The sequence below is a fragment of the Gracilibacillus massiliensis genome (assembly GCF_001458115.1).
Lineage (GTDB): Bacteria > Bacillota > Bacilli > Bacillales > Amphibacillaceae > Gracilibacillus > Gracilibacillus massiliensis.
The window spans coordinates 1,426,457-1,453,275 of the sequence record NZ_CZRP01000013.1 but is presented as its reverse complement, the minus strand read 5'-3'; the positions used below and the strand labels follow the sequence as shown (position 1 = coordinate 1,453,275).

General features: G+C 36.6%; 25 protein-coding genes and 2 pseudogenes. 18 read left to right on the top strand and 9 right to left on the bottom strand.

Annotated elements, in window-relative coordinates; all coding sequences use genetic code 11:
* Window positions 1–29 precede the first annotated feature (29 nt).
* The 4 genes and pseudogenes from bglS to BN3107_RS18620 form a co-directional block, all read left to right on the top strand.
* Window positions 30–761 (top strand): annotated as a pseudogene (gene bglS / locus BN3107_RS20295) (beta-glucanase); the annotation flags it as partial.
* Between the two features lie 54 nt (window positions 762–815).
* Window positions 816–1,154 (top strand): annotated as a pseudogene (locus BN3107_RS20290) (carbohydrate-binding protein); the annotation flags it as partial.
* Window positions 1,155–1,296: 142 nt separating this feature from the next.
* Window positions 1,297–2,379, top strand: a complete 1,083-nt coding sequence (locus tag BN3107_RS18625) for a LacI family DNA-binding transcriptional regulator (RefSeq protein ID WP_058309115.1) — start codon at window positions 1,297–1,299, stop codon at window positions 2,377–2,379.
* A gap of 66 nt (window positions 2,380–2,445) precedes the next feature.
* Window positions 2,446–3,066: a DUF3298 and DUF4163 domain-containing protein gene (locus BN3107_RS18620; RefSeq protein WP_082631379.1), complete on the top strand. Its 621-nt coding sequence runs from the start codon at window positions 2,446–2,448 to the stop codon at window positions 3,064–3,066.
* 245 nt (window positions 3,067–3,311) lie between these two features.
* Here the strand turns inward: BN3107_RS18620 and BN3107_RS18610 are convergent, their stop codons facing one another.
* From BN3107_RS18610 to BN3107_RS18600, 3 genes are all read right to left on the bottom strand, one after another.
* Window positions 3,312–4,604, bottom strand: a complete 1,293-nt coding sequence (locus tag BN3107_RS18610; RefSeq protein ID WP_058309113.1) for a serine hydrolase — start codon at window positions 4,602–4,604, stop codon at window positions 3,312–3,314.
* A 203-nt stretch (window positions 4,605–4,807) separates the two neighbouring features.
* On the bottom strand, window positions 4,808–6,541 hold the full coding sequence (locus BN3107_RS18605) for a sensor histidine kinase (RefSeq protein ID WP_058309112.1): 1,734 nt from the start codon (window positions 6,539–6,541) through the stop codon (window positions 4,808–4,810).
* A complete protein-coding gene (locus BN3107_RS18600; RefSeq protein WP_058309111.1) occupies window positions 6,528–7,244 on the bottom strand; it encodes a response regulator transcription factor in 717 nt (238 codons plus the stop codon). The genes BN3107_RS18605 and BN3107_RS18600 overlap by 14 nt, the downstream gene beginning before the upstream one ends.
* Window positions 7,245–7,395: 151 nt before the next feature.
* On the opposite strand from BN3107_RS18600, the gene BN3107_RS18595 reads away from it, so the two are divergent.
* The 5 genes from BN3107_RS18595 (at window position 7,396) to BN3107_RS18575 (ending at window position 12,839) form a co-directional block, all read left to right on the top strand.
* Window positions 7,396–8,088 carry an ABC transporter permease gene (locus BN3107_RS18595; RefSeq protein ID WP_058309110.1) on the top strand — a complete coding sequence of 231 codons (693 nt, stop codon included), beginning with the start codon at window positions 7,396–7,398 and terminating at the stop codon, window positions 8,086–8,088.
* The gene (locus BN3107_RS18590) at window positions 8,089–8,994 is read left to right on the top strand and encodes an ABC transporter ATP-binding protein (RefSeq protein ID WP_058309109.1); all 906 of its coding nucleotides are present in this window, start codon (window positions 8,089–8,091) and stop codon (window positions 8,992–8,994) included.
* A 465-nt stretch (window positions 8,995–9,459) separates the two neighbouring features.
* Window positions 9,460–10,779: a hypothetical protein gene (locus BN3107_RS18585; protein ID WP_058309108.1), complete on the top strand. Its 1,320-nt coding sequence runs from the start codon at window positions 9,460–9,462 to the stop codon at window positions 10,777–10,779.
* Between the two features lie 134 nt (window positions 10,780–10,913).
* A complete protein-coding gene (locus BN3107_RS18580; RefSeq protein ID WP_058309107.1) occupies window positions 10,914–11,963 on the top strand; it encodes an NAD(P)H-dependent flavin oxidoreductase in 1,050 nt (349 codons plus the stop codon).
* 54 nt (window positions 11,964–12,017) lie between these two features.
* On the top strand, window positions 12,018–12,839 hold the full coding sequence (locus BN3107_RS18575) for an SDR family NAD(P)-dependent oxidoreductase (RefSeq protein WP_058309106.1): 822 nt from the start codon (window positions 12,018–12,020) through the stop codon (window positions 12,837–12,839).
* Between the two features lie 124 nt (window positions 12,840–12,963).
* On the opposite strand, the gene BN3107_RS18570 is transcribed toward BN3107_RS18575, so the two are convergent.
* The 3 genes from BN3107_RS18570 to BN3107_RS18560 all read right to left on the bottom strand — a co-directional run bounded on the left by BN3107_RS18570 (window position 12,964) and on the right by BN3107_RS18560 (window position 14,556).
* Entirely contained in the window at window positions 12,964–13,275 is a 312-nt protein-coding gene (locus tag BN3107_RS18570) for a PIN domain-containing protein (RefSeq protein WP_231735419.1), read from the bottom strand.
* A 22-nt stretch (window positions 13,276–13,297) separates the two neighbouring features.
* The gene (locus BN3107_RS18565; protein ID WP_058309104.1) at window positions 13,298–13,558 is read right to left on the bottom strand and encodes a hypothetical protein; all 261 of its coding nucleotides are present in this window, start codon (window positions 13,556–13,558) and stop codon (window positions 13,298–13,300) included.
* A gap of 353 nt (window positions 13,559–13,911) precedes the next feature.
* Entirely contained in the window at window positions 13,912–14,556 is a 645-nt protein-coding gene (locus tag BN3107_RS18560) for an FMN-dependent NADH-azoreductase (RefSeq protein ID WP_058309103.1), read from the bottom strand.
* Between the two features lie 284 nt (window positions 14,557–14,840).
* Between BN3107_RS18560 and BN3107_RS18555 the strand changes: the two genes are divergently transcribed.
* Together BN3107_RS18555 and BN3107_RS18550 are read left to right on the top strand one after the other, a co-directional pair.
* Window positions 14,841–15,050, top strand: a complete 210-nt coding sequence (locus BN3107_RS18555; protein WP_058309102.1) for a hypothetical protein — start codon at window positions 14,841–14,843, stop codon at window positions 15,048–15,050.
* A gap of 58 nt (window positions 15,051–15,108) precedes the next feature.
* The gene (locus tag BN3107_RS18550) at window positions 15,109–15,693 is read left to right on the top strand and encodes a Crp/Fnr family transcriptional regulator (RefSeq protein ID WP_058309101.1); all 585 of its coding nucleotides are present in this window, start codon (window positions 15,109–15,111) and stop codon (window positions 15,691–15,693) included.
* Here BN3107_RS18550 and BN3107_RS18545 read toward each other — a convergent pair.
* Complete coding sequence (locus BN3107_RS18545; RefSeq protein WP_058309100.1) at window positions 15,690–16,394, bottom strand: DUF4386 domain-containing protein; 705 nt, start codon at window positions 16,392–16,394, stop codon at window positions 15,690–15,692. The genes BN3107_RS18550 and BN3107_RS18545 overlap by 4 nt on opposite strands.
* A 134-nt stretch (window positions 16,395–16,528) precedes the next feature.
* Between BN3107_RS18545 and BN3107_RS18540 the strand changes: the two genes are divergently transcribed.
* The 7 genes from BN3107_RS18540 to BN3107_RS18510 all read left to right on the top strand — a co-directional run bounded on the left by BN3107_RS18540 (window position 16,529) and on the right by BN3107_RS18510 (window position 24,385).
* Entirely contained in the window at window positions 16,529–17,497 is a 969-nt protein-coding gene (locus BN3107_RS18540; protein ID WP_058309099.1) for an NAD(P)-dependent alcohol dehydrogenase, read from the top strand.
* 270 nt (window positions 17,498–17,767) lie between these two features.
* On the top strand, window positions 17,768–18,736 hold the full coding sequence (locus BN3107_RS18535; protein ID WP_058309098.1) for a LacI family DNA-binding transcriptional regulator: 969 nt from the start codon (window positions 17,768–17,770) through the stop codon (window positions 18,734–18,736).
* Between the two features lie 113 nt (window positions 18,737–18,849).
* Window positions 18,850–20,133 carry an ABC transporter substrate-binding protein gene (locus tag BN3107_RS18530; RefSeq protein ID WP_058309097.1) on the top strand — a complete coding sequence of 428 codons (1,284 nt, stop codon included), beginning with the start codon at window positions 18,850–18,852 and terminating at the stop codon, window positions 20,131–20,133.
* A 58-nt stretch (window positions 20,134–20,191) separates the two neighbouring features.
* Window positions 20,192–21,067 carry a carbohydrate ABC transporter permease gene (locus tag BN3107_RS18525; protein WP_058309096.1) on the top strand — a complete coding sequence of 292 codons (876 nt, stop codon included), beginning with the start codon at window positions 20,192–20,194 and terminating at the stop codon, window positions 21,065–21,067.
* Window positions 21,067–21,909, top strand: a complete 843-nt coding sequence (locus tag BN3107_RS18520; protein WP_058309095.1) for a carbohydrate ABC transporter permease — start codon at window positions 21,067–21,069, stop codon at window positions 21,907–21,909. Before BN3107_RS18525 ends, BN3107_RS18520 begins: the two co-directional genes overlap by 1 nt.
* A gap of 23 nt (window positions 21,910–21,932) precedes the next feature.
* Entirely contained in the window at window positions 21,933–23,414 is a 1,482-nt protein-coding gene (locus tag BN3107_RS18515) for a glycoside hydrolase family 32 protein (protein WP_058309094.1), read from the top strand.
* A gap of 2 nt (window positions 23,415–23,416) precedes the next feature.
* A complete protein-coding gene (locus BN3107_RS18510; RefSeq protein WP_058309294.1) occupies window positions 23,417–24,385 on the top strand; it encodes a carbohydrate kinase family protein in 969 nt (322 codons plus the stop codon).
* A gap of 295 nt (window positions 24,386–24,680) precedes the next feature.
* On the opposite strand, the gene BN3107_RS18505 is transcribed toward BN3107_RS18510, so the two are convergent.
* Together BN3107_RS18505 and BN3107_RS18500 are read right to left on the bottom strand one after the other, a co-directional pair.
* Window positions 24,681–25,880, bottom strand: a complete 1,200-nt coding sequence (locus BN3107_RS18505) for a spr1629 family repressor/antitoxin (RefSeq protein WP_058309093.1) — start codon at window positions 25,878–25,880, stop codon at window positions 24,681–24,683.
* A gap of 27 nt (window positions 25,881–25,907) precedes the next feature.
* Complete coding sequence (locus BN3107_RS18500) at window positions 25,908–26,663, bottom strand: spr1630 family ClpXP-sensitive toxin (protein WP_058309092.1); 756 nt, start codon at window positions 26,661–26,663, stop codon at window positions 25,908–25,910.
* Between the last annotated feature and the right edge of the window lie 156 nt (window positions 26,664–26,819).

Genomic DNA, 26,819 nt, shown 5'->3' with positions numbered 1-26,819 from the left:
CAAGATCATTCAAATCTTAATTAGGAGTGATGACAATTAGAGTGAAAAGTATGATTCGACTGGTAATACTGACGCTATTAATGATGTCTTTTACAATGGTGACTTTTGCGCAAACCGCATTAGCAGAGTATCATTCCTTCGACAGTCATGATGGGCAAAACTGGCAGATGTCAGATGGCTGGAAGAATGATGACCCTTTTTTCGGATGTCACTGGAGTGCAAACAGAGTTAATTTTAATGGTGGTGAAATGGAATTATCACTTCGTACCAATTATTCGTACGAAGCACCGTATAACTATGAGTGTGCAGAGTATGCGACAAGTGATTTCTATGGGTATGGTTTGTACGAAGTATCGATGAAGCCAGCAAATATATCGGGCGTAATCTCTTCTTTCTTCACGTACACCGGTCCATCTTACGGGGATCCTTGGGATGAGATTGATATTGAATTTCTCGGAAATGACACGTCCAAGGTTCAATTCAATTACTACACGAACGGTGTCGGAGGAAATGAAATAGTGCACGATTTAGGATTTAATGCTGCGGATAGCTTTAATACCTATGCTTTTGATTGGCAGGAGGACTATATTAGCTGGTATGTTAACGGTCAATTGGTTGCTACTGCTACTGAAAATATTCCGACTAACCCGAGTAAAATCATGATGAATGTATGGAATACGTATGGGATTGATGAATGGGCAGGCCCCTATTATGGAGAAGACGCCAATGCTTCTTATGAATGGGTTCGATATACACCGAATAGCGGAAACCAGTCTCCTTCACCAGCTTCAGATTTTCAATTACAGGCATGTAATTTTTCTGATTCAAGCGGGATAACATCATGGGAATGTGGCGTAGGATCTTTTCACTCTGGTAATTGGATTAAATTTGATGATGTCGATTTAGCTACAGGATATAATGCTTTCGCGGTCAGCTATGCATCGCCGGAAGGTGGCAGTTTTGATATTAGAATTGGCAGTCCGAATGGGCAAACTATTGGAACGGTAGACTACCCAGCAACTGGTGATTGGTCCACCTATCAGTGGAGCGGCACTCCCTCATTAGATGCTTCAGCACAGGGAACACAAGATATATTTATGGTGTCCACCAGCGGTGCTGCAAATCTTGGAGAATTCTGGTTTAAAAACGAATAAGTAATGTTAGCTACATGTTATATAAAAATAAAAACGGAGGCTGTCCAAGGGTTTTGGACAGCCTCTTTTTATAAGAAAATTGATGAATAACACTCTCTTTTTGATATAATGGGATAAATAGTAATGATTAGGTGGAGAATGTATGCGCAGTGAAGACTTAGCGAAGCTTCTGGGCTTATCCAGAAGTACCATATCAAGAGTAATTAATAATTATCCAGATATACCCCAGGCAACTAGAGACAAGGTGTGGAAAGCCATCGAAGAACACAACTATGCTCCCAATGCTTCCGCACGTAATTTAGCTGGTGTAAAAAATAAAATGATTGCTATCATTCTGTTAGATATAAACGATAATGAGGAGCCTCATCATGTGAAAACCACAGAGGATACGATCATCCATGACAACCCATTTTTTTCTCCAGTTGTGAACGCTGTCAGTGACCAGGCGAATAAAATGGATTATTATGTCCTTGTTTCAATCGCCTACTCGAAAAAGGATTTAAAAAAAGTACAAAATATTTTTCATCAAAAAATAATAGACGGTGCCATTTTTGTCGGGACACAGGAAGCAGAATATGAGCTGATATTTAATCTAATTGAACAAAATCATAAAATTGCAATGATTGACACGAGTGAAGTGTATGACACCGACCACGATGCGATCTATATTAATGCGGATAACTATGAAGGTAGTGTGAAGGCGGTATCGTACTTATTGGAGCTCGGACATACTTCTATCGGTATTATCACTGGGAACTTAAATAAATTGTCTGCTATCGAAAGATTGAAAGGCTTTGAAGAAACGCTCACACAGCACGGAATCGAAAGGCATAATGATGCTATTTACCATGGTGATTTCACCGAGGACAGTGGATACGCCGGGGCAAAACATATATTGAGTGGGCCCAATCCACCGACAGCTATTTTTGTGAGTAATGACACAATGGCCATTGGAGCCTATAAAGCAATAAATGAACTAGGACTTCGCATTCCGGAAGATATATCGATTATTGGATTTGATAATTCCTTTTTTTCACCTTATCTAAATCCAGCTTTAACAACCATAGAGATTTCCTTTTCAGATATAGCAAAAAGAGCCACCACACTTCTGATTGAATCGATTGAACAGGAACAACAGCGCAGGATTGTGGAAAAAGTAAATGCTACTCTTATTAAAAGGGAGTCTTGTAAGGCTATAAAGTCTAAGGAATCAGGATGCATTTAATAGGCATTTACACACATTCCAACCCCCAAGAATACAATGAGTAAAAACAGGAGGGGATGGATGATGATGCCTTATACATTTCCGGTCGATATAGAAACGCATAAAATCAGCGACGGTTACAATAAAACCGTTTATTACCCCCAAGTGGCTGCATTAAAAAATCAGCAATTGGAAAGGTTAATTAATCACGCGATTATAGAACAAACTCAACAACTGATAAACGAACAAATTGGAAATATGCCAACAGCAGTGGAAGAAATGATTGGATTATATGAAGTAAAAAACAATCAGCGTCAAGTACTTAGTTTGTCACTTTCCAATTATACGTATCACTACCAGGCGGCACATGGGATGACATATATCAAATCGCTAACATTTGATTTGGAAAAAGGAAAGAAGTGTGAGCTGAGTGAGTTATTCAAGCCAGGGAGTAATTATGTGGAGAGACTCTCAAATCTAGTAGCTCAACAAATAAAGCAGCGGGATATCCCACTGTTAGGTGAATTTACAGGTATTCGACCTGATCAAGACTTTTACATTGCCGACAAAACGCTTGTGATCTACTTCCAACTATATGAAATTACTCCCTATTATTTCGGATTCCCGATGTTTCCAATTTCAGTATATGATCTACAGGATATAATCGTTGAAAATGGACCACTTGGACGACTGTCTGTAAACAATTAATCATGAAACATGGGGGACGGTTCTACTGTTTCATAAAGTTGAAAATATTTAAATACTCTTTTCTTTAAAAATGGAAGCATCCATGAAGAGTGAAACACTAGAACCGTCCGGGGCCAGTGAAAAGTAAAGGAGATAAAATGTCTCACTACCTTCCAAACGTTGTTTAGAAACGATCCTAGAGCCTTGTTTTTTCTGTGTAAAATTTTGTTTAAGTAAACCGGACTTTTTCACCGGTCTCAACCCCCCTATGTCTCCATATATTCAGCTAGAATTTCTTTCATATATGCATTTATGTTTTGATTGATTTTCATGCGTTCAATAAAGTTAAATCCTTCGGTAAAGAGGATTAGCTCGACTTTTTTTCCGTTGTTGTCTTCTACGTATAAGGCTTGGTTTATAATGAATGCTGTTGAGCCACCTTTTGCTCCAAAATGGGCATACTTTTCACGATTGGATTGGTGCATTTCCATTGGCCATTCCATTATATCACGAAGGATGTCTTCTCCTTCTGGCACTGTTGCTGTATTGTTTGAGATAGCTTGCATGACTTTCCCATAATCGTCAACCGTTGCATTCGGTAAGCGATCAGACCAAACTTTCTGCAAATCCATAGGGACAGAAACCGTTTCATCAAAGAAATCAGGTTCACCTTGTTTCAACTCATCGTGAATCTGCCAAACCAATTCTCGGTATTCTTCTAGTGACATTGCCTGAAGCATATCCTCTAATTCTTGATCACTTAGATTTTCATCATGTTGATGATTTAAGTACACAGATGTCAATAGAGCGGACACCAGTGGGTATACGGGATCATGATTGTCTAAGTCCAAGGTTTCTATAACACGGTTAATAGATTCGACGCCTAACTTTTCTATTAAAAAATCAGTATTGGCATTGGAACTGTAATGAATCATTCCTTTGGCCACTTGATGGAGAGGAACCTCATCGTTTACGATTTGTTCATTAGCTTTCATGTCGTCTAACCACGCTGGATGTGCCCCTCCATCGGTATTTTCCAGGTAATATTTTCCTAGTTCGGATAATGGTATTTGCTGATCAGGATCGATTTTACCTTCTGTCACCTGATTGGCATATTCTATTGCTATGACAGTCTTTACTACACTTGCAAGAGGTCGTTTTACGTTAGCTTGTTGGCTGACAACCGTTTCTCCATTAACATTAATCTGTATGGAAGCTTGTTCAGGGTTGTTATCGATATATTTCTGAACGTAATCAGGATCATCGTGAAATAAATAATAAGCTCCCGCAGCAAGAAGAAGTAAGACTACTCCAGTGATAATAAGCCCAGCTTTCGTATAAGTTGATTTGTCAGTAAGAAAGCTAACGATCACAACTAGGATGAGCGGTACTAATGGAGGAATTTGTAATAGTTCGATTGCTAATATGACAAGAATAACGGTAGCTGTTACCACAACCGCTTGAGTAATTTTCCACTTTGTTCTATTTTTCGAGGATAAAAGTGGTAATGTTGATAATAATATAAATCCGGCAAAAACAATCCATAAAAAAAGATACATCTGTACAATTCCTTTCTAAATTTAAAAATAAATAGAGTGTAGGAGCATGAAAAAACGAGTTAGAGAGTGTTAATGAATTCTATTTTCAGAACTCTGTCATTCTATTACGTTATGACACTGGGAGGCTGATGATTGGTCATCATTCCCAAGTTATAACCTGGATTTTGGAACCTAACAATAAATTAATTAGCTCTCATCTAAAGTCATAATTTATCTTTTGACTCTTTTCTATCAACAGGCAACAAAATCCGAATTGTCGTCCCTTTCCCAGGCTTACTCTGCACGCTGATCGATCCATTGTGGAGTTCAATCAATTGTTTGGAAATTGCCAATCCCAGCCCTGTTCCGTTATCTGAATCTGTTGTATTAGTGCCTCGATAATAACGTGTGAATAGGTGCTGTACGGTAGCTTTATCCATTCCGACACCATTATCTGTAACTTTTATGACAATTAAATGTTGTTCGATCAGTTCGGTCGAGACCGTAATAATGGTGTTTGGCGGATTATATTTCAGAGCATTTGCGATCAAGTTATCCATAACCCGTTGAAACCATTTTGGATCAAACGATGTAATAAGTTCGGTTTCTGTAGGTTGGAATCGAAGCTCTTTGTCACTATAAATGGATTCATTGAAAAAGTGGAGAAAGCTTCTGCGAATACATTCATTGATATCGAAAAGCTCTTTTACCATAGATAATTCCTGGTTCTTCAACTGATAGGTTAGGTTCAAGTCATGAATTAGATCTTTCAAGTATGTTGATTTTTCACCAATAATAGTGGCGAAACTTCTAATTTCTTCTTCGCTCCAGGAATAAGTATCCGATTCCATCATATTTGCATACCCTTGAATGGAAGCGAGTGGTGTTTTTAAATCATGTGAAATGCCACTGATCCATTCTTCTCTTGATTGAGAAGTTCGCTTACGCTCGAATTCACTTTCTTTCAAGATCGTTGTCAATTGTTTCAAAGTAAATATTAAATCCTGATAGAGATGATAATTTCTTTTTAATTTTCCATTTTTATTTAACAAAACAGATTGTCCTGTTTTTGGATTTACTGGCTGTTCATAGATACCTTGTCTTAGGTTTTTCAGCCACTTCATAAAGGTAATTAATGGAGAGCTGAACTTATGGGCATACCAAAGCGTAGCTAATAGTAAAAATAAAATGACGAGTATAGAAATGACAATAACACTATTATTGATCGAGCCCTGAACATTGGTTGCCAAGCTGGAAGGCACAGGTGTTTTTCCTACAATTAATCTAAGCTGGGAAGCTTGATGGAAATAGCTTGTTGTATTCGTTCTGTGTTGACTGGAGTTGGTGGCTAGCAAATCTTCCGTATCATAAGCAGAAGGAGCTTCTATTCCAAAGCTATCTAGTACGGTTCCTGAGCGATCAACAAGGATCGTCCAACCTTCATAATTATTTAAGTCCTCTTTTTCAGATAATGAAAGCCCTAACTTCTGATTCTCCCAATTTACATTTTTCTGTATAGATTGCAGGCTGTTTTCTTGCCAGTCATGTGTACCAAATATGACATAATAGGTAGAATCAGTGAGCTCCTGCAACTTCCAATAAGTAATAATATCGGACTGATTCTGAGACAAAAAAGTCTGTAAATCGTCTGCTTCTAGATTTTCCTGAGCTTGAAAGCTGCTAATAATTTCCCCTTTGTCCGATACAACAGCAAGCCACCCATCCTGTTCCTCTACTAGTACTTTTAAATCGTGATCATAGTTTGCCGTTTCCCCCGCTATTTCTACTCTAGATTCAATATATGAGTCACTAGCCTTTGTTAGATCGTCGAACGTTTCCGTTTGTTCTAAAAAATAGCCAATTAACGCAAAAATAGTTCCTGTTAATACAAAGAAAAAGAACAAGAGTACAAGTAGTTGAACGAGGAATTGCATGACAAACCGTTTATGTGTTTTCATGCAAATCACCGTCTGGTACAAATTTATAACCAAGTCCTCTAACCGTCACGATATAGTTAGGCTTGCTTGGATTTACCTCTATTTGCTCTCTAAGTTTGCGTATGTGAACCATTACTGTATTGTCTTCTCCTAAGTATTGATCTTTCCATACTTGCTCATATAGCTGACTTTTACTAAATACTTGATTAGGATGTTCGCAAAAAAATACTAACAGATTGTAGACTTGCGCTTGCAGCATCACTTTTTTTCCATTAATCGTAACCTCTGCCGTTAACGTATTCAGGTGTAAGTCGTGATATTTAAAATAGGTTGTTTGTTGCTGGGGAATTCTTTCATGATTTCGTCGTAAATGTGCTTTCATCCGGGCCACAACTTCTAGTGGATTAAATGGTTTGGTAATATAATCATCCGCTCCTACGGCAAACCCAGATAATTTATCCAAATCTGTTGTACGAGCTGTTAAAAAGAAAATAGTGGCATTGGAGGTAGCCCTTATTTTGGGACATGCATCGAACCCATCCTCACCAGGAAGCATGACATCTAATAAAATGATGGCGTACTGCTTGTGTTTACAAAGTTCTAATGCTTCCTCGGCGGTCGTAGCTGTATCAATCTGTGTAAAACCTTCTTTATTTAATATGGTTTGAAGCATTTGTAAGATTGCTTGTTCATCATCAACAATTAATATAGGTGACTGTTGCATAGTGGCACTCCTAAATGTAGTATTCTATATGATTATCATACCACTTCTTAAAAAAATGAGTGGCTAATTAAGGAAAAATTAAGGTAGCATTTCTTCGATGTTAAGGAAGTGACTATATAATAGAATTAGAAAAGAAAGAGGAGGAAGTGAAATGCTTGCCATTTGTAAACGAGAATTTATTCAATCATTTAAAGGGATTAAATCGATTATTGTGATCGCGATCTTTTTAATAACAGCGTATTATTCAGCTGATTTTTCAAATTTGTTTCTATCATTAAGTAATGATTTTACTAGTGAGGAAAAGGAAGTTATTCATACCATTGGAATTTCTATTCTGATTATGTTTTTTGGGATGCTGTTTGTGATGGGACTTTCACACGATACAGTGAATCGGGAAATCCATGAGCGGACAATTAGATTTTTAGTTACACGTACATCACGTGCATCGATTATTTTCGGGAAATTTCTAGGGATCGCGCTATTTTGGTTTGTTTGCCTACTGACTTCATTTGTGATCATCAGTATATTCGTCCGAGATTTTGATTTAATTATCTTTTTCCAATCTACAAGCTTGGCAGTCTATTATAGTGCATTTACAGTGTTAATGTCTGTACTGTTGCCAAAGCCAAGTCTAACCATGTTTTTAAGTATTGTTATTGGTTTAGCGTTCCCTATTTTTACCGGCTGGGTCTCGTTAACTTCTAATGTATGGATAAGCTGGCTAAAGTATGTATTACCATTTTATTATACAGAAGATCAAAACTTTGAATTTCTTGTCATTCTATTATTAGCCGGAGTTATGATATATATCGCATTACTTGTATTCAGAAGGAGGGAATGCTAAATGTTGGCTATTGAAACAAAGCAATTATCGAAATCATTTTGGAGAAATAAAGTCGTAGATAATATCGATCTAGAAGTTGAAACAGGAGAAATATTAGGCTTTTTAGGGCGCAATGGAGCGGGGAAGTCGACATTTATTAATATGTTAACAGGAATTATCCAACCTAGCTCAGGTTCTTATACCTTATTAGGGGTGAAAGGGCCTAATGATTCTATTAAAAAGGAGCTAGGCGTTATGCCTGATTACTCCTCCTTATACGGGTCAATGTCAGCGATAAAGCATCTTCATTATCTAGCAGATGTCTCAGGTAAGCCGGTAACTCGTCAGCGTTGTCTCGATGTGTTAAAGCATGTCGGACTTGAAGCACATGCAAATAAAAAAACAGCAAAATTTTCATTCGGTATGAAAAAGAAGCTCGCAATTGCTCAGGCAGTTATCCATGACCCGCAATTAATTTTCTTAGATGAACCGACCTCAGGGTTAGATGCAGAATCGGTTATTCATATTCATCAATTGATTCGACAGTTACATCAACAGGGAAAAACAATTTTTATGACCTCGCATAATTTAGATGAAGTAGAGAAGGTGTGTTCTCGGATTGCTATTATGAAAGATGGAAAAATTAGAAAGATGGGTTCAATGGAAGAACTCCGAGCATATTACCAATCAACCATTACGGTTACAATTAAACACGCACCGATTCGATCTGCAGACTTGGATACGATGCAACAATGGCTTCAGCAAGCAGGGAACCAATTAGATATGAAAGACGCTCAGTTCACACTCCAAGTAGAAAGCGAGCAAAAAATTGCCGAAATCATACGCGCCCTAGGTACATATAAAATAGATATATACCGAGTCGACGTCGAAGAACCTTCATTAGAGGAGATTTTTTTAGAGGAATGAAACACGGGGACGGTTCTCGTGTTTCAAAACAATTTTTTGGACGAACAGACTTTACAAAAATAAGGTATTACGCATAAGAAAACCACTATCCTTTCTGATCAGATTGGGTAGTGGTTTTCTTCAATTAATTGACGTAAGTCTTGCATCTATTAATATATATTACTTTGCAAATCGTGATTATTACGAATCAAAATTTAAGTGCTAATTTTGTTTTTGCTTTAGGGATAGATGAGGAAGGATGAGGTGGTTATTAAAAATGTTTTTTTCATACTTTAGGTTTAACTGTGATCGACAACGAAAAAATTGCTATAATGAGACTAGGTGATGAGGATGGATAATAAAAAGTTCTTATCCTCGTTATACAAAAAATCCATGGAATATTATGTCGTTCATCGCACATTTAATTCAATACATATAACGACATGCATATAAACGAACCTATCTAAGAAATTAGGTGATTATTGAATGCGCTCTTCAAATAACAATAAATACTTTGCAAATAAAGAGAATAAAAAACAGTTGTTAGAGAAAGTCCGTAAACAACAAGAAACTCAGCCGACAAGTATGAATGAAGAGACTGCCGTTGATTACAAACAACTGTATCGAAAAACAAAAAGACGGCTAAATAAATTAGAAACAAATCAAAACAAACACACGAAAGAAACTATTCATAGCCGCGAAATAATTAGAAAAAAAGATATAGAAAACATGCAATTAAAGCAAAAACTTCATGATTTAAGTGCGAATAACAGCGAGCTTAAACAAAAAAACACGCTACTAGAGCAAAAGCTCAACATAAACCAACATAAATATAGTGAGCTATCAGAAAACGTTTATCAAAAAGAACGAGAATTGGAATTGATGTCAGTCACCGTCAATAAATTACAAAAGAAGCTCGCAAACACGCATAATACAGTAAAGAATCAGCGGGACCAACTCTATCATCTTACTAAAGATCATCATGAGAAATATACAAAAAATATAGAAACTCTAGAGCGGAAAAATAAGGAGTTAATGAGCCAACTGCAAAACCTCAAAGATACCCACCAACAGCTAAAACAGACCGTCTACTCGTATGAAACATTTGACCCAAAATCACTATTAAATATGCTGTATGACAAGCTAACCTTATCTAATTATCGATCCTTCCATTTTGTTAATCTATTAAACCGTAAATATGTGTTAACGAAAAAGAATGCTGAAAACCGTAGGAAGCAAGTTGCAGAGGAGGAAATAGGGTTATATGGGTGGATTGGTGACAACCAGACTATCTTTGTGGATACAGAAGGCAATGAGTATCTCATCAATAAATATCCGAAAGTAAAGGTGAAATCTAAGGATGCTGTTGCGGCCATTTTAAATGATGATCAAACAGTTGATATCTATTGGGTGTATGAAACAGAACAGATGATGAATATAGATAAAAGAATAAGCAAACAAAGCAAACCTCTAGATTTAAGTCAAGATGTCCAAAAGTTCGATGATTTAGGCGATTACAAAGTGTTAATTATTACGGCAAATGACGGCAATAAATACAAGCAATTGTTACGCAAACATGGGTTAAAAGCATATTGGCTCGACCCCTTTGAAAAATCACCTGTACATGCAGAACAGCTAATGGAATCCCATGACATAGTGCTCATCTGTCTCGATAGCATCCCTCATCATATCACTAAATTAATTGGACAAGCTCCAGGTTCTAAATATCAATATCTTACACATCATAATGAAGAGATTATATATAATAGAGTACGGCTTGTTATTAAGCAATATGAAACACGGTGACTGTTCAAACTTAATTTCTAACCTAATTTGGAAATGCGCGATTAAACCTAACAAAAAGTAAGGCTCGTCTCTTAATTGAATAGAAGTATAAAGCGCAATGATTAAAAATAAATTGTACAATAGAGGTGTAAGTAATGATAAATAATACAGTTGCGAAAATATTACAGATCCGACAACCAATTATACAGGCCCCTATGGCAGGTGGCGTAACAACATCTGAGTTGGTAGCTGAGGTTTCTAACTGTGGAGGCCTTGGAATGATTGGAGCAGGCTATATGACACCAAATCAAATGGAAGAGCAAATTAGAGAAATAAAAAAATTAACGCAGAACTTTTTTGGTGTGAATCTTTTTGTTCCTAACGACTTTAAAGTAGATGATAATGAAATTAAAACAGCCAATCAACTACTAAATCCGATTCGCGCAAAATTGAATGTACAGGATGATAACACAGAAATTCCAGCAACTAAAAAAATGGTTGAGACCTTCCGTCACCAGGTGAAGGTTATTCTTGAGGAAAAGGTTCCCGTTTGTTCCTTTACATTTGGAATCCCATCAAGAGAAATAATTAATGAATTGAAACAAAATGGAACTGTAGTTATAGGCACAGCAACAACCGTTCATGAAGCAGTTGAAATCGAAAAATGCGGAATGGATATGGTAGTGGTTCAAGGAAGTGAAGCAGGTGGACACCGTGGGAATTTTTTAGAAGGTCATCAAGAAAGTCAAATAGGTTTATTTTCACTTGTACCACAAGTTGTAGACAAGGTAAGCATACCTGTGATCGCTGCTGGAGGAATTATGGATGGAAGAGGGCTACAGGCTGCGATTTGCTTAGGTGCAAAGGCGGTCCAAATGGGAACAGCCTTTTTAACTTGTATGGAGAGTGGCGCTAGTGAGATACATAAAGATGAAATTCTTCATACATCTGAGGATCAGACAGTATTTACACGCTCCTTTTCTGGGAAATGGGCAAGAGGAATAAAGAATCGTTTTATTTCAGAGCTGGAAAATAGGGGAGAATCCATACCCGATTTCCCCGTACAAAACAAACTCACTAAAGAAATTAGAAAAGCTGCCACCCAACAAAATAATCGCGAATACATGTCACTCTGGTCAGGACAAAGCCCAAGACTAGCCAAAAAGCAAACAGTTAAATCACTTATCGAAAGCATAATGAAGTGAAACACGGGGACGGTTCTCGTGTTTCATCCAGAATAGTTTAAGGAGGATTTATTCATGCAGACAATCGTAATTACTGGAGCAAGTGATGGTATTGGTGCGGCATCTGCTCGCCAGTTAAAAGCTAAAGGTTACAATGTTGTAATTATAGGTCGTTCCAGAGAAAAAACCGAAAAGCTTGCAAAAGAACTTGATGCTCCATCTCATGTAGCTGATTACTCACGGTTAGCCGACGTTAAACGACTTGCTTCGGAGTTAAAACAATATCATCATATTAACGTATTGGTAAACAATGCAGGCGGGGTAATGGGAGATAGAGAATTGACCGAGGATGGGTTCGAAAAAACATTTCAGGTGAACCATCTTGCTCCATTTCTGTTGACGAAACTACTAATGGAGCAATTGATTGAAAGCCAGGCAAAAATCATCCAAACTTCCAGTGCTGCCGCAAATGCGTTCGGAAAGAATTTTGACGTAGAGGATCTTAATAACGAAAAGAATTATGCCCCGCTTAAAGCCTACGGTTATGGCAAACTAGAAAACATCCTATTCACCCGTGAACTCGACCGACGCTACCAGAAAAACGGCATCTCAACCGTAGCCTTCCACCCAGGGGTGGTACGTTCCAATTTTGCTAGTGAGACCAATCACTTTATGCGGTTTTTCTATCACACACCGTTAAAGTATTTGATCACTATAAGTCCGGAAAAAAGTGCCCGTATGCTAACAGCGCTAGTAGAGGGAAAACCGGGTACCGATTGGAAATCAGGAGAAGTCTACTCCAAAGGCAAGCCAATGTCCGTCGCATTTAAAGATGATGGTACAGTGGCTCGTGAACTATGGGAGCGTAGTGAAGAGTTAGTGAATACAGTTCTATAATGTGTCTATGCTTGAACATTGGCTTGAAAGGCTCTTTCCCTGTTAGGCTTAATTAGCAACTCTAATCCTATCTATACTTATGAATCAAAAAGCCCCAAGTAATAGGTAAATACTCGGGGCTTTATCATGTTAGTAAATTCTTTAATTTCTTATCAGAAGTATATATTTCATAGCCTTTCACCTTACGATATGCATATAACAAAGTATCAACAAAGTCTAAACGTCTTCTACTAAATAACAAAAAAGCTTCTTCGATAACTTCTATATCGTCTACAATAATATTGGTAAACTTAATAAGATCCAGAAGCGTGTCACATATCTCATCACTTTTTACTTTATATACTTTTTCAAGTACGTATACAATTTCTGCAATTACTTCATTGGGCAATAGTACTTCATTGTCTTCAATAATCTTGTTTGCTTGATCAGACAACACTTCATGGTCATTAAGCAAATATCTAAGAATGATATTTGCATCTGCTATTTTCGTATTTCTCCTCCACTGCTTTAGACCAAGCGTTATTTTCCTTTACTTGAAGCTGTTCGTTTTTGTACTTTGATAAAGCTCCTCTCAAGCTCTTCTTTTCGGTTTCAGCTATTTCTAAATTATCTTGATAAGGAAGAATAATTACTTCTACTTTTCTCCTTCTTAATTCTTCAGGTATATCGAGGAAGTCTACAAGATCCTCACTGTTTTTTACTAATCGTAAGAAATCCATATACTTTTTCTCCTTTCAGTTAAAGTATATATTTATCTAATTGCATTATATCATGCAACCAATATTTGGTGTAACACGGGGACGGTTCCACCGTTTCACAAAGCTGAAGACTTTTGTATCTTCAGCTTCTTTTTTTGTGTTTATCTTTATCAACTGTATCTATTAAATATAGAGCGATTAGGTTAAAGATCACATTGCTTTTCATGTTTTGAAGGATGTCATTATGAATTAATGTATTGTTTTTTTATCTCTTTCATCCATAACAATACTTTATGTTCTATAAATCTTTGAGGAAAGCTGTAATCTTAAACCATGAAGAATGAAACACTGGAACCGTCCCTGTGTTTCATAGTTTAAACCGTAACGGTCATTTTTAGTAAACGATTTGCAGAATCTTTCACTTCTTCCATGCCTGCTGTAATGATTTCTTGCGCTTTATCAGGCATTGCATTGTGACCTTCTATAATCACCTCATCGATAATTTCCATACCGAAGATGCCACCAAATACGTTACGCATATAGTTAACCGCCATTTCCATTGGAGCCGCTTCTGGTGCGGAATAAACTCCACCACGAGCATTTAGAAAAATGGCTTTTTTATCGGTCATTAATTGAATCAGATTGCCTTCAGGGTCATATTTAAATGCAAATCCTGCAGCATAAACATAATCGATGAATGTTTGTAATTTAGCCGGGATTGTTAAGTTCCATAATGGGAATGCGAATACGACGACATCTGCAGCTGATATTGCATCCATTGCTTTTTGTTTTGCGGCTAAAAGTCTTGATTCAACATCAGTTAATTCTTCACCATTTTGTACCTTGCCAAAAGCGTTAAAAGCATCTTGACCGAAGAAAGGTGTATCTTCTTCATACACATCATACGTTGTTACGTTTACGTCTTTACCTTCTAATTCAGCCATGAACGTTTCATACATTTTACTAGAGATTGCCTCTGTGGAAGGGCGATTATTTGCTTTAACTATTAAGATATTCATATATAAAGAACGCTCCTTTTATGTCTATTTGTTTAATTGCGAACCTTCAGTATAAATTAATAAAACTCTCGTTAAAAGTAGGCACTTAAAAGTGGTTTAGTATCTTTAAGGATACTATTTAGGCTGGATATTGGAAAAATTCAAATGTACTAAGACACATTCTAGTAAAATGATCGTAGAAGTTTGATTTTTCCAACAAATGTAACCTATGATAAACTGAGATTATTAGAATACACCCAATAGTAAAATAATCCCTTTTATACACTAATAGAGAGGAGGAAGCGATGTTGAGCAAAGCTGGAGAAGGAAATAGAAAGTTTAAGGTGGTTTTCCATTCTATCATTCTGCTTTTTGGTATAACACTTATTGTAGCTTATACATTTGGTATGGATGAATTGGAAAGAGGATTACTTTATTTAATATTAGGAATTTTATTAACTATAGAAAGCATATTCGTTTTATATAAATATTTTAAGCTGAAAAACTTTAAGTAAATCGATCTATAATTAAGTGGTTCTGAAAAACAATATTCCATAGTTTGGAGGGATGAAAGTGAATGAAATATTAAAGAAATATATGTCTCGGTTTACCACGCTTCAAGAAGCAGAACAGCAAGCAATTATTGATAGTTTAGATATAGCTGAGGTGAAGAAGGGAACAGATCTGCTTAGACAGGGGGATACGCCCACCAAGTGTTATTTTGTTTTGCAGGGGTGTATAAGACAATATTCACTTGACGAAATGGGAAAAGAAACGACATCCAATTTCTACACAGAGGAACAGGCTATTTCTCTGTTCAATCACGATAAAGAGGCAACCTTTTCTGCCTACACTTTTACAAGTTTAGAAGATTCTATTCTGGTAGTTGGCGATTTAGATCAAGAAGAAGAAATGTATAACAAGCACAATCAGTTAGAGACGATGACACGAAAAATGATGGAGGAAGCATTTGGTCAAGCTCAGGATAATTTTGCAACCTTCATCTCTTTGTCACCAGAAGAGCGCTATCAATCAGTGTTAGTGAAGCAGCCTACATTAATTCATCGGGTGCCCCAACATCAATTGGCAAGTTATCTCGGCATGACACCCGAATCTTTAAGTAGAATTAAAAAGCGTGTCGATAATCGTACTAGTTAGGACCTAATAAAGACTTTCCCTCCTTTGAATAATAACCATAATCCGAAGCCTAATTCACCAGCAATCATGGGCAGAATAAATATAAATTCTAGAATGGAAAGGAACCCATCCCATTCTGGAAAAAAGGTTATGCACAACTGGATAACGATATAACCTACGGAAGCAAGAAGTAATAGAATGCTAATAATTTTTGGTATGACAGACGATTGAAATGCAATGTAACCAACGATTAATAAATGAATTCCAAAAATGATCAACCCAAAATTCCACACGGCATCAAAAGTCTGTAAATAGAACATGGTGTGGAGTGGTGTTTGCTCAGTACCTATTAACCCTTCCGTACTTGTTAAAAGCAGTACCATTAATAAATGCAGGATAGCAATGGCTAATATAGCTGTATATAGTAATCTGAACCATGCACCAAGTAAGGACAGGGATTTATTAATGGGTCTTAGTACAATATAAAATCCCCAGGAAACCACTATATCTGTAATAAGGATAACGAGCCAACAAGCAATTCCAATTTTAAAAAGTACTTGGGAAGTTACGATATGTTGATAGGTCGTATGAGGATCCCCTTGTACAATAAGTCTTTCATTTACCACCCCCGTAGCGAAAAATGCAGCAAAAGCCATCATTAATAAAGATAATCCGATAATAAGCGTTACTATCCGTTGGTTTCTTAATTCCTTTGTAACCATTTTTTACATCCCCCTTCTTTTTTTATATTTTATTTGTTTCAAAAGAATCACGCATTGACTTAAGTCAATGACCATCCATAAAAATAATGGTAAAACATAGGAAACCGTTTGTGTGTGGAGGGGGACAGAATAATATGAAAGCAATTGTTTATGAAAAGTATGGATCAACAGATGTCCTGAAGCTGAGAGAGGTGGATAATCCGGTAATTGAAGATCATCAAGTACAGGTTAGAATACATGCTGCATCGCTGAATTATGGTAATCTATTAATGGTAAAAGGAAAACCGTTGGTGGCTAGACTATCATATGGTTTATTAAAACCTAGGCATGTCATACCTGGCGGTGATATTGCGGGAGAGGTGGAAGCGGTAGGTAAGGCAGTGAAACAATTTCGTGCAGGTGATAAGGTGTTTGGAGATTTAGCGAATTTTGGTTGGGGCGGCTTTGCTGAATATGTATCTGTTTCTGAACATGCATTATCCATAAAACCTAGCAATCTATCATATGAAGAAGCGGCAGCTATACCAACAGCGGGAGTAACTGCCTTACAAGCCTTACGGGATAAGGGTAATATTCAAGCAGATCAAAAGGTGCTGATCTATGGGGCGTCTGGCGGAGTAGGATCCTTCGCTGTACAAATTTCCAAATTATTTGGAGCAGAGGTAACAGGAGTTTGTAGTACTAGGAATACAGGCTTGTTAAAAAAACTTGGAGCAGACCATGTGATCGATTATAAGAAGGAGAGTTTTCACTCTTATAAACACAAATATGATCGGATTCTTGCCGTTAATGGTTACCAGCCACTTTCCAGATATCTACATGCTCTAAGTCCCAAAGGTATCTTTGTGCACGTGGGAGGATCAGGGGGACAGATGGTACAGGCTATGATGCTTGGACCGATTATTTCCAGATTCACCACCAAAAAAGTGAAAAGCCATATCCAACAACAGAGTCAAACAGATCTCATCTTCTTAAAAGACCTTGCAGAGGCAGGGAAGATAAATTTATTTATAGATAAACATTATTCATTAGCTGAAGTTCCAGAAGCCTTTCATTATTATGAGCAAGGCCATGCTCAAGGGAAAATAGTGATTAAGATGTAGTATATAATTAGAGGAAAGCAGAGATTTCCCGGGGAATAATTTAGAAGCAATGCTTTTGGCTGTCAGTTTGAAACAAAGGAAAATCTGAATTTCTAGAAAGAGAACTAGATGTACTTAGAATATCTTACTGGATGTAAGATTCAAATCTAACCTTGTCAGAATTTTCATATGGTTACCACTTTCAATTGAAAATGTGATAAGATTACACCGAATTAGCTAAATGTAAACGCTAAAATAATATTGAGAAAATGCCGATAGGGGAAATTTAATGTGAAGCCGAAAATTTCAGATGTTGCGAAAGTTGCTGGTGTATCACCTACAACTGTTTCTAGAGTGTTAAATAATCGAGGTTATATAGGAGAAGAGACCAGAAAGAAAGTAAATGATGCGATGAAACATCTTAATTATTTTCCTAATGATGTTGCCAGATCGTTGTTTATCAAGAAAACATTCTTAATTGGTGTTGTTTTTCCTACGACATCGAATCCATTTTATGGACAACTTATTTTCCATATCGAAAATATCGCAGCCTCTCTAGGATATAAGATTTTATTGTGCAATAGTCAAGGGCAAGAAGATAAAGAGAGAAGTTATTTGAGGATGCTTCAAAGAAATCAAGTGGATGGAATCATAGCCGGGGCTCATAATCGGGGAGTGAAGGAATACGATATACCAACCCTCCCAGTTGTTGGAGTCGACCGTTACTTGTCGAAAAATATTCCAGTAGTTTCAAGTGATAATTATGATGGTGGAAGACAAGCTACCCAATTATTAATAAACAAAGGCTGTCGTAACATTATTCATATAAATGGTCCGAGTTATTTAGAAACGCCAGCCAATCTAAGAAGAAAAGCATATGAAGATGTGATGAAGGAAAATCAATTGACTCCGATCACCTATGAAACAGCGGGAGATAATCAAGCGGTCATACAACAATTATTCGATGAAAACCCACTCGTTGACAGTATTTTTGCCAGTGATGATCTGATCGCTTCAGCAGTAATAAGAGAGGCAAAGTTGAGAAAAAGAAATATACCTTCTGATTTTAAAGTTATCGGCTATGATGGGACAGAGACAACGAGATTATTACTACCTGAATTAAGTACGATCCAACAGCCAATACGTGAAATTGCCCAAAAAACAATTGATATTTTAATTAAAGAAATAAATGAGGAAGAAAATCATAGTGAGATGGAAACCATCTTACCTGTTAGATTGATAGAAAGCGAGACAACCTAACAGTAAGGTGGTCTATTTTTTAAAATTATATGTCATCCGGTTGACATATGAAACCGGATGACATATAATTTCGTTGTACACGGTTACATATTATTTTTAGGAGGTTATTTGAAATGAAAAGGATTATGATTTTATCGGTTCTAATGTTGATGGCAATTATAGTTACAGCTTGTGGTGGAGATGGTGAATCATCAAGCGCTAGTGATAATGAAGTATCTCTTTGGGTCCACACTTCAGACGAAACTCCTGAAGGCGAAGCAATGCAAAGTATTATTGATCGATTTAATGAAGAGAGTGAAGGAACGTATACCGCTAAGATTGAGTTTATTCCGAGAAGTGGAGCTGGCGGCGGATACGAAGATAAAATTAATGCCGCTTTAACAACAGATACATTACCAGATGTTTTAACATTGGATGGACCTAATACAGCGGCATATGCAGAAGCAGGAATGATTGCACCAGTCGGTGATTATATAACAAATAAAGATGACTTATTACCAAGTATTATTCAACAAGGTACTTATAACGATCAATTATATGCGGTTGGGTATTCAGAATCTGGGGTTGGAATTTTCTATAATAAACAGATGTTTGAAGATGCAGGTATTGACTTATCTACGTTACCAACTGTGGAAGAACCTTGGGATTGGAATCAATTTATGGAGCTTAGTGAAACGTTAGTTAATACGTATGATACGGCAGCAATTGATATGGGCTTTGATGATAAAAGTGAATGGTTAATGTATGCCTTCTCGCCATTCTTATGGTCGCAAGGTGGAAATTTAGTATCAGAAGATGGTTCAACTGCAGAAGGTCATTTTAATGACGAAAATTCAGTCAAAACATTTAGCTTTATTCAGGAAATGGTCAAAAAGGGATACACGACAATTACGCCAGTTGAAAAAGGATTCCATACTGGAGAGTATGCAATGAAATTCGGTGGTTCATGGACAATTGCTGAAATGGAGGATTATCCAGATGTGGAATATGGTGTTATGCCATACCCGACATCTCCAGATACAAAGGAGTTAGTTTCTCCTTCAGGTAGCTGGCAATATGCGATGGCTGCTTCATCTGAAAAACAGGAAGCTGCTGGTGCATTGATTGATTTTATGACGTCGACAGAATCCTTAACGGAAATTACTTTAGCAAATAGTGTACTTCCGGCAGCACATTCTGTTGTGGAAGAGGTGCAAGATCAAGTTTCAGATCCAATGAATGTTTTAATTCAGCAGAACCAAAACTCAGCACATGCTAGACCCGTTTTACCTAACTATCCACAAGTAAGCAGAGTTTTCCAACAAACAGTCAGTGATGCTGCTTATTATGAAGAAAATAGTGATGTACAGCAATTATTAGATGAAAAAACCGAACAAATGGAAAAAGCGTTGAAATAAGATAGGTTACTCCGACTTGGTTAATCCAAGTCGGAATCTTTAAAAGGAGTTTTGACCGATGAACATTAATAAAAGGGAGAATCTATCAGCATATTTATTTTTAACACCTGCTCTAGTATTATTAGGAGCTTTCCTGGTTATACCTGCCTTAATGGCTATTTATTATGCATTTACGGATTATTATTTATTAACACCGGATCAGCGACAATTTATTGGATTGCAAAATTTCATTGAAATCTTTAAAGATCCGATTTTTATTCAAAGTTTAAAAAATATCGTCCTGTTTGTTGTTTTCGTTATTCCAATCCAAATAGGTGCAGCCTTAGGATTAGCGTTGTTAATTAATAAACCAAGAAAAGGAAATATGTTCTTTAAGGTTGCCTACTTTTCTCCGGTAGTCTTGTCATTGGTAGTTATATCAGTCCTGTGGTTGTATCTATTAAATCCATCTGAAGGTTTGATTAATAGCGTACTAACCAATATCGGAATCGATGCTCAGCCATTCTTAAGCAGTCCAAAGCAAGCAATGATCACGATTGTGTTTGTTTCCGCTTGGCAGGGTGCAGGTTATCAAATGTTAATTTTCTTAGCGGGGCTTCAAAATATCCCAGCTACTGTATATGAAGCAGGTAAAATTGATGGGGTTAACAAATGGCAGAACTTTATTCATATTACGTTGCCTTTGTTAAAGCCGACTTCTGTTTTAATTATGATTACAACGTTAATCTCCGCATTTAAATTAATCATCCAGCCAATGGTTATGACACAAGGTGGACCAATGAATTCTACGATGACACCGGTTTATTATATTTACCAAGCAGGGTTTTCAGATCGAATGATTGGATACGCGAGTGCAATGACGGTTATTTTTGGTATCATCATTGGAATTATAACATTGCTGCAAAGCAGGTTAACGAAGGAGGATGACATGTAATGAACAAGAAACTTAAGATATCAATTGAATATTTTTTCCTTATTCTGTTAGCTTGTATATTCCTTTTTCCGATGTTATGGATGGTCGTTTCCTCCATGAAACCTGAAGGCGAGATCTATCTTGATATGGACAACATCCAGGCCTTACTTCCATCACTTGATGTTTCACAGTGGTTTTTAACCTATAAAGAATTATTCTCTAGATTTAGTATCCCACAATATGTGATCAATAGTGTTATCTATGCAGTAACGATTACGATAGGTTCTATTATAGTGAATGCGATGGCAGGATTTGCTTTTGCAAAATTTGAATTTAGAGGTAAAAAGCTGTTATTCGGTTTATTGCTAGTTCTGTTAATTGTGCCGGTGGAAACCATCATTATTACCCAGTTTACAGTTGCACATACATTAGGCATTCTTAATTCACGAATAGCGGTTGTATTACCGATGATTGGGAACATGTTTTTCATATACTTATTTAGAAACTTTTTCAAGGCAGTACCAGAAGAAATTATTGAATCGGTCAAACTAGATGGGGCAAACAATTGGACTATTTTTTGGAAGATTGTATTACCAATGTCTAAACCTGCAGTGGCTACGGTCGGAACACTATCCTTTATCGCTAGTTGGAATGACTACTTATGGCCGTTAATGGTATTAACAGATACAGAAAAGTTTCCACTCCAGGTAGCTATTACAAATATCAATACAACCGAGCCTGTTTATACCAATCAGGTAATGGCTATCCTTACGATTTCAACAATACCACTAATTATCGTTTATATAGTTGCTCAGAAATATATACTTCAGGGACTTGGTGGCTCTGGAACTGGAATTAAATAGAGAAAATTAAAAGGGGGATTATAATGTACACACTACAACAAGCAAACAACTATATTGAGGAAAATAGAACAAGTGTGATAGCTGACTATAGAAATGACTATCATGTAATGGCACCGATTGGATGGATTAATGATCCAAACGGATTTATATACTATAAAGGTGAATATCATTTATTTTATCAATATTATCCGTATAAAGCGGTATGGGGACCGATGCACTGGGGTCACGCAAAAAGTAAAGATTTAGTCACATGGGAAACAGTTCCGGTCGCACTAGCCCCTGATCAGCCCTATGATAAAGATGGTTGTTTTTCGGGAACAGCGATCGAAAAGGATGGCAAACTCTATTTGATGTACACGGGCCACATTGAAGGTGAGTCAGAAGAAGATTTAAGGCAAGTGCAATGTATCGCTGTGTCCTCTGATGGCATTCACTTTGAGAAAGTGAAACAAAATCCAGTTATAACGGAAGCGGATTTGCCGGAAAATGCAAAACCACAAGACTTTAGAGATCCGAAAGTAGTGAAAAAGGGCGATTTCTACTATTCTCTAATTGCTTCCAAGCAGGAAGAAGGTGGCGGACAAATTCTTTTGTATAAATCGAAGGATTTACTGGATTGGGAGTTTGTTTCTGTCATGTTAAAAGGGGATAAAGAGGAAGGTCCAATGTGGGAGTGCCCTGATCTATTCGAATTAGACGGTAAGGATGTTCTGCTGTTTTCCGTTGAAGGATTACCTAAAAAAGAAAATAATTTCCTCAATACCCACTCTGTTCTCGCTATGATAGGAGAAATGGATTGGCAAAAAGGAATTTTTCATAAAGAAACGGTGGAAGAGTTGGATTATGGTCTTGATTTCTATGCGCCACAAACGATTGAAGATGACAAAAATAGAAGAATCATGATTTCCTGGATGCAAATGTGGGGAAGAAACATTCCAACCGATACGGAACAACATGGTTGGGCAGGTTCGATGACATTACCAAGGGAACTTTTTATAAAAAACAATCACGTCTATCAGCGACCTGTTGCTGAAATCAAAAAATACTATACCAATAAACAAAGCTACAAGACGATTAAAGTATCTGATGAAACAAAAGCGCTTGAGGGATTATCAGCTGAAGTGAGTGCGATCGAAGTAGTAGTAGATGTAACAGCTGGGAAACGAATTGACCTAGAAGTTCGTTCCAATCAGGTGGAGAAAACACTAGTAAGCTATGATTGTGAAACAGGTTTGCTAGAATTAAATCGGATAAACAGTGGTATCGAGCTTGTAGGTAATGAAGAGGAACATGTATATAAACGCTCTGTTTATTGTGAACCCGAAAATCATAAAATCGAATTAGAGATTTTCCTTGACCGGTCCTCCATAGAAGTATTTGCAAATCAAGGAAAATACACATTAACGTCTACTATTTATCCAACCAAAAAGGCGGATCAAATATTAATCAGCGCTGAAGGTGACATAGAGATTGATCGTTTAGATAAATGGGATATCGAGGTTTAATCATGAAAAAGGTATATACAATTGGAGAGGCTTTAATCGATTTTATTCCTCATGAAGTAGACGTGCCGATGAGTGAGGTCGAAAGTTTTAAAAAAGTACCTGGAGGCGCACCTGCTAATGTTGCAGCTACCATTGCAAAATTGGGAGGCAAGAGTGCTTTTATTGGTCAAGTTGGTGAAGATATGTTTGGCTACTACTTAAAAAATGTATTAGCTGAGAATAGCGTAGATGTGACCCACATGCTACACACGAATAAAGCCAACACAGCATTAGCATTTGTTGCGTTAAAAAAGGGCGGCGAGCGAGAATTTGCTTTTTATCGGAAACCTAGTGCTGATATGCTTCTAGATAGAAAGTATATAGAAACGATTCCCTTTACGGATAATGATATTTTACATTTTTGCTCTGTCAGTTTGATTGAAAGCGAAGTGAAATATGCGCATATCGAAGCTATTAAAAAAGTAAAGGAAGAAGGCGGATTAGTAGTTTTTGATCCTAATGTAAGAAAAAATCTTTGGGAGGATCAAGTAGTATATGCGCAAACGATTCAAGAATTCATTCCATATGCGGACATTTTAAAAGTAAGTGATGATGAGCTAAGGTTTATTACAGGAGCAGATACAGAAGAAGAAGCAATTAATCACCTATTGTCTCAACCGATTCAGTTATTAATTCTAACAAAAGGTAAAGAGGGAGTGACGTTTTTTATAGGTGACAAGAAAATAAATGTGCCAGGATTTGATGTGCCATCCATTGATACAACAGGCGCAGGGGATTCTTTTATCGGAGCCTTTTTATATCAATTTTCATTAATGGATAAAAAGCTTATCGACTTAACACCAGATGAATTAGGTGCTATGGGGAGATTTGCTAATGCTGTAGCAGCAATGGTTACAACGAAGCATGGTGCGATTAGTGCTTTGCCAACGACGGAGGAAGTGGAAATTTTTATGACTGAAAGTAAGAGATAATAATAAGGCCAGGAACTATCTTAGACAAATGTCTTTTGTGGTTCCTGGTTTTTTATTGATGGCAAGCTGATTCTGATGAGTAGTTTATTTAAAAGGAATTAATTGACTATCGTGCTTTTCCTAATTGCTGAATTCACGGGTGTGACCTCCTAATACGCCAACTTATACGTTAACTCTTTAAGAATGCTCACCATTAAATTCCACTTGATCCAAGAAAAACAATGTTGGGAACTTGCTAAGGAAAAATATAAGAACAGGTAGATCCGTCAAAATTAAATGGATTTACCTGTTCGGTTTAATTAGTAATATTGATAGGCATCTCTTTAACATTTCCTAACTCAAAATCGTGATCATGCTTCAGATAGTTATTGAAAAATTCTAATTCAATACCAGTGATACGATGGAAAAATGAAGTTTCCACCATCCAATCTTTATCCATCATTTCACGTATGTCAACTAATCCTTTATTAACAACTAAATCAATAATAGATTTTATCTTTTGAGGCTTTTGGATCGCTAGAGATTCATCTAATGGTTCCCTCTCTAAATACCCTTTTCGATGAAGAGCTGCATAAAAGTTCCGATGTTTTTTTGCATCTAATACACCTAAATGAGCAGCTCGATAACCTAAAACCTGAAGAGAAACTTTCCATTTTTTCTTTAAATCTATATATGCATCAGGATTTGTAGGGTAAGCAATAGTTTGCATATCCTCTAAAAACGTCTCTTCAGGTAATAAAAAGGCACCAGCAAAGAGGTTGGCTTCATTCTCTATAGCCTTGTGCTCTTTTCGATTCAGGTTTGTAAATTCCACTTTATAATGGAGTAATAAATGAGCGAGTTCATGTGCAATATCAAAGTTTCTGCGCACTGCTGAACATTTCATGTTACCTAATATAATAAAAGGTCGATCTTGTTTTGTCCATAAACTATAGGCATCTATTTCTTCACCAATAGCCTTTTCAAAAATAAACACACCACTTTTTTCTATTAAAAACATTAAATCTTCATTTGAGTCAGTTTGAAAGCTCAGTTTTTGTCGCGCGAGCTTAGCAACAATGTTAATTTGCTTGTTTCTTTCGTCTGTTGAGGAGTTCAGGTAATTAACTACTTCGTCTCTTAATTGAATAATTTTTAGTGTGGGAAGATTTAATTGAGCTGTTGTATAGTTAACAAAACTATCTAAATATTCAACGTGTTTCGCTTCAGTTTGTGTTTTTGAGATAACATTGATTACTTTTGAACGATATGCAATATTCATAAAAGGAATATTTTCCGATGTGAAATAACGATTTAGAACATCCTTATTGTAAAAGTATTTACTTTTCACATGAAAGATTGATTTTAAATCATTCACAATTTGCATTTTAGGAGTTGTGTAATTATTTTCATATTGCCAAATCGCTTGTTCCGTTAGATTTAACTTTTCAGAGAGCTGCTTACGTGAATATCCATGCATGATACGAAGATTAGTTAAATTTTCACCAATAAACATAACGCGCCCCCTTATCTAAATTTTACTCTAATTGCTTTCTTCATCCTCATCCTCGAGAATGCCGATATCAAAAGCTGCAGGATCTATTATACCACTGTCTTGTTCTGGTGCAATAATTTCCCGTTCTTCATCTGTTAACTCTGAACCAGAAATATATTCGGAAAGATCTTCAATTCTATATGCTATATTGTTCTCTGGGTTAGGTAAAAAATGCATAATCTCAGAAATTTGACGTGCATCATCAATTTTGTAGGTAAGAATGTGAAATTCGCTATAAGTATCTTGAAATTGTTCCAATTCATCTTTTATCTGCTTTTCAGGCACAAAAAGGGAGAGTTGTTCGCCTTGTCGACCAGAATTTGAAAATTGCAATGGATTATCACATGTAAATTCGAGATCTTGATTTATCTTAGACAGTTCATGTAAGTATGTTCGATCTCGGCCTTTACTTTTCTTTTTATTTGGTAATAATGCTTGAGAGAAACAATCTTCATTGAAATAGGCTGCATTCTTGATAAGAAAAAGTTTCTTCGTATCTCCATGAATGAATTGTAAGTAATCCCAAGTTAGTCCGGCTTTGGCTGTTTTATAAGTTAAATTAAGTGTAGGGCTCATTTCTGCAATTTTACTCTCTATGAAGTTTCCTTTAGTCCATGCGAAGGCAGAGCTAATAGTCATCTTTTCATAGCGGTCTTTCCGGTGTTCAACATAATCACGGTATCCATCCACAATAGCATTTACAATCGTTTCACTAACTTTAGGCTCAAATTTATATTGTTCCATATCTACCACCCCTTTTAACTTCTTGGTATTATTATACATTAAATAGCATGTAAGATATATGATTTTTTTTAATATTTTTAAAGTTTTAATGATAAAGTCATTTACCATTAAAGTTTTATCAAAGAAGCAGAATGGTTACCAGAACACACATTCCGT